This window comes from Burkholderia sp. Cy-637 (assembly GCF_011753175.1).
GTDB classification, from domain to species: domain Bacteria; phylum Pseudomonadota; class Gammaproteobacteria; order Burkholderiales; family Burkholderiaceae; genus Burkholderia; species Burkholderia gladioli.
The window spans coordinates 1-3887 of record NZ_VWWC01000306.1 but is presented as its reverse complement, the minus strand read 5'-3'; the positions used below and the strand labels follow the sequence as shown (position 1 = coordinate 3887).

Here is a 3887-nt window from a genome sequence, read left to right as displayed (position 1 = left end):
GCGCGCCCGGCGCGAGCTCATGCGCGAGGCGCCACGCGACGATCGAGCGGGCGCCGATGTTGCCGGTACCACGCGCTCGCGAACGCCGTCGCGCCTTGCCGCCGGGGCTGCCGCCAACGCCGTGCCGGCCAGCGTCACCGCCGCCAATCGGCGCGAGCCGGCCGGCGACGCCTGGGTGGTGTTCATGAGCCGCGCGAACAGCGATCCGCCGACCGGCGGCGAGCTCTGGTACGCCGCCAACTACGACGACACCACGCGCCTGCCGAACCGCAAGCTGTTCGCCGAGCGGCTCGACCTGCGCATCGCGCGCGCGCGTGCCACCGACGGCCGCTTCAGCATCGTGCTGCTGGAGATCGGCGGCCTCAGCACGATCCGCAATGCGCTCGGGCTGCCCGGCGTCGAGCTGGCCGTGCGCGTGACGGGCGAGCGCCTGCGCACCAAGGTGCCGCATCTGTATGGCGTGGCGAGCATGGGCGACGGCAAGTTCGCGCTGCTCTGCGACGAGGCGGAGCCGGTGGTGCGGCGGCTGGTGGAGACCATCGTCGCGGTGGCCGGCGAGCCGATCGAATTCGCCGGCGCCGCGCTCAACGTGATCGCCAATGCCGGCACGGCCGCCTATCCCGAGCAGGGCGAGGACACCGATACCCTGATCCGGCGCGCCAACGTGGCCTTGTCCGCGGCGCTGGAAGCCGGCGACGGCATCGCCGTGCCGTTCTCCAGCGCGCTCGAGTTGCGCGCCACGCGCCGCTTCGAGCTGGAGGCGGCGCTCGCGCGCGGCATCGACCGCCAGCAGTTCTGGCTCGCCTACCAGCCGCAGGTCACGCTCGAGACCGGCCGCATCGCGCAAGTCGAGGCGCTGCTCAGATGGCGTCATCCGCGCTCGGGCGAGATCAGCCCGAACGAGTTCATTCCGATCGCGGAGGAGAGCGGCTTGATCGACCGCATCGGCGAATGGGCGATCCGTACCGCCTGCCGCGAGATCAGCCGCCTGCATCGCGACAGCGAGGACGCGCCGCGCGTGTGCGTGAACGTCTCGCCGCAGCAGTTCCGGCGCGGCAACCTGCTGGCCATCATCGAGCAGGCGCTCGACGACAGCGGGCTCGCGCCGCACCAGCTCGAGATCGAGATCACCGAGGGCGTGCTGTTCGGCGATACCGAGGCGGCGCTCGACACCGTCTCGTCGATCCGCCAGCTCGGCGTGGAGATCGCCGTCGACGATTTCGGCACCGGCTATTCGAGCCTGTCCTACCTGACGCGCTTCCCGGTCAATCGCGTGAAGATCGACCGCGCCTTCGTCGCGCCGCTGCCCAGCGACGCGCGCAGCGCCGAGCTGGTGGCCGCCATCATCGCGATGGCGCATGCGCTGAAGATGCGCGTGACGGCCGAGGGCGTCGAGACCATCGAGCAGGCCAACCAGTTGCTCGCGCTCGGTTGTGATGAAGCGCAGGGTTTCTGGTATGCGCGGCCGCATAGTTTCGGCTCGCTGCGGACCTTGATCGGGATGTAGGCGGGCGGGGCGCCGCCGTCGCGCCGGATGCGCCCCCCTGATGACGAAAAAAATTTCCGCTCCCCGCCGGGAATAAGCCCGAATTCCCCGTGTTCACCTTGATGCAAGCCCCTCAACGTCATCAAGGAGTCACATCATGAAGATCCACCATCTCGCCGTCCTGTCCGCCGTGCTGCTCTCGTCGTTCGCCCATGCCGAAGGCCTGAGCCGCGCCCAGGTGCGCCAGCAACTGATCGAAGCCGAGCAGAACGGCTCGCTCAACTACACCGACGCCTCTTATCCCGAGGTGAGCCCGGTGTTCCGCCAGGCGATCGCGTCCAGCGCGGCGGCAACGAGCGCCTACGGCAACGCGATGAGCGCGAAGACCGAAGGCGGCCATCGTGCGATCGCGTCGACGGCCGGCATGCCCTCGGCCTGCGTCGGCCCGGCCAGCTTCTGCAACATCTACGCCGGCTCCTGATGCGCCCCCTGAAAAATTTTTCATCGACGACGGAATATCGGGTCGCGCGCGGTGTTCGCTCCGTGTGACCCGATTTGCCCAGCCATGACTTCCGTACCCGAACCGATCCCGTCCGAGCAGGACATGCAGGCCTATGCAGACGGCCGGCTCGCCGCCGACCGGGAGCATAGCGTGAGCGCGTACCTGGCCCGGCGCCCCGCCGAGGCGCGTCGCGTCGCGTTCTATGCGCGGGTCAACGCGCAGTTGCGCAACCATTTTCCGGACGACGGCCTCGCCGCCGCCGTCCTGCCGCTGAGCGCGGCGCCGGCGGCTTTATCGGTGCCTCGTGCGCAATCGACACCGGCACTCGCGGCCGTGCCGGCAAGCCGCCGCCGCGCCTCGCGCTTCGGCTACCGGCTGGCCGCCGCCGCGCTATTGGCCCTGCTGGCCGCGGCGGTCCTGCCGCGGCTGCTGCGGGTGCCGGATCACCGGCTCGACACGGCCGCCTACGCGATGCTGCTGGCCCTGCCGGGCATCGACCCGGCGATGGGGCGCGCCGCACCGTCGTCCGGCGCGGCGCCCGCCGGCGGGGCCGCCAATGCCCCGAATGCCACCAATGCCACCAATGCGGCCAATGCGGCCAATGCCTCGACGCCGGCCGCGAGCCAAGCGCCGGCTCGTCCGGCCAATCCGCAACAGCCAGCGGCCGCCAGCCTCGCCGCCGGCGCGCTCGCCGGTTCATCCCTGCTGCTCGCCTCGCGGCCCGCTCCGCGCGACGCGGCGCCGGATCTCGGCGCGGTCGGCTTCCACCTGGCCGGCGCGCGCCGCCTCGACATCTGGCCCTTCGCGAGCGCCAACGCCTACGTCTACCGCAACGCGGCGGGCGAGCCGGCCGTGCTGGTCGCGCACGGCACGCCCGAGGGCGGCGGCCACTGGCAGGCTCGCCGGATCGGCGGGGTGCGCCTGCTGGAGTGGACATCGCGCGCCGGGCAACATATCGTGATCGCCGGTGACGCAGGCACGCGCGGCCTGATGCGCGCCGCCGACCTGCTGGCCGGCGACTGAATGCGCCGCCTATCATCCTTGCCGTCCGCCATCGGGCCGACCCAGCCATGACCATCCGAGACGAACTGATCGACCATGTCCCGCGCCTGCGCCGCTATGCGCGCGCGCTGATCCACAACCGGGAACTCGCCGACGACCTGGTGCAGGACACGCTCGAGCGCGCGCTGCGCCACACCGAGCAGTTCCAGGCCGGCACCGACCTGCGCGCCTGGCTCTTCACGATCATGCACAACGTGTTCGCGAACCAGGCCCGGCGGCCCGGCGCGCGTGCCGAGCATGTGTCGATGGACGACGACGAGGCGCTGCCCGAGGCCGCGCTGGCCGTGTCGAGCGGCGCCACGCGCTCGCTGGAGGTGCGCGACCTCGACTACGCGCTGCAGCGCCTGCCGGTCGACCAGCGCCAGGTGGTGCTGCTGGTCGGGCTCGAGGAGCTCAGCTATGCCGAGGTGGCGCTGACGCTCGGCATTCCCGTCGGCACCGTGATGTCGCGGCTCTCGCGCGGCCGCGAGCGCCTGCGCGCGCTGATGTCCGGAACCCAACCCAGCGCAAACCTGAAGGTGGTGCGATGAACGACCAAGCCACGCCGATCACCGAATCGGAACTGCATGCCTACGTGGACGGCACGCTCGACGAGGCGCGCCGCGCCCATATCGACCGCCTGCTCGAGACCGATCACGCGCTCGCCGATCGCATCGGCGACTACTTCTCGATCAACACCCTGCTGCACGAGCGCTACGACCGCGTGCTCGACGAGCCGCTGCCCGCGCGGCTGCTGCCGCCCGAGGATTTCGCGCCCGAGGCGCGGCAGGGCGAAGCGGGCGGCGGCTCGGCGCCCGCTGCGGCGGGGGCAGCCACACCGGCCGCCGCGCCGGCCGT

Annotated in this window: 4 protein-coding genes and 1 pseudogene; all 5 read left to right on the top strand. The window is 71.5% G+C overall.

Annotation, left to right across the window (positions count from 1 at the left end):
- On the top strand, positions 1-1507 hold a 1507-nt coding region (locus tag F3J10_RS34735; protein ID WP_167243971.1), incomplete at its 5' end, for a GGDEF domain-containing phosphodiesterase.
- Between the two features lie 136 nt (positions 1508-1643).
- Positions 1644-1967 carry a DUF4148 domain-containing protein gene (locus tag F3J10_RS34730; RefSeq protein ID WP_167243970.1) on the top strand — a complete coding sequence of 108 codons (324 nt, stop codon included), beginning with the start codon at positions 1644-1646 and terminating at the stop codon, positions 1965-1967.
- Between the two features lie 84 nt (positions 1968-2051).
- Positions 2052-3011: a hypothetical protein gene (locus F3J10_RS34725; RefSeq protein ID WP_167243969.1), complete on the top strand. Its 960-nt coding sequence runs from the start codon at positions 2052-2054 to the stop codon at positions 3009-3011.
- Between the two features lie 47 nt (positions 3012-3058).
- A complete protein-coding gene (locus F3J10_RS34720; RefSeq protein ID WP_167243968.1) occupies positions 3059-3580 on the top strand; it encodes an RNA polymerase sigma factor in 522 nt (173 codons plus the stop codon).
- A pseudogene (locus F3J10_RS34715) lies at positions 3577-3887 on the top strand (anti-sigma factor); the annotation flags it as partial. The gene F3J10_RS34720 and the pseudogene F3J10_RS34715, both read left to right, overlap by 4 nt.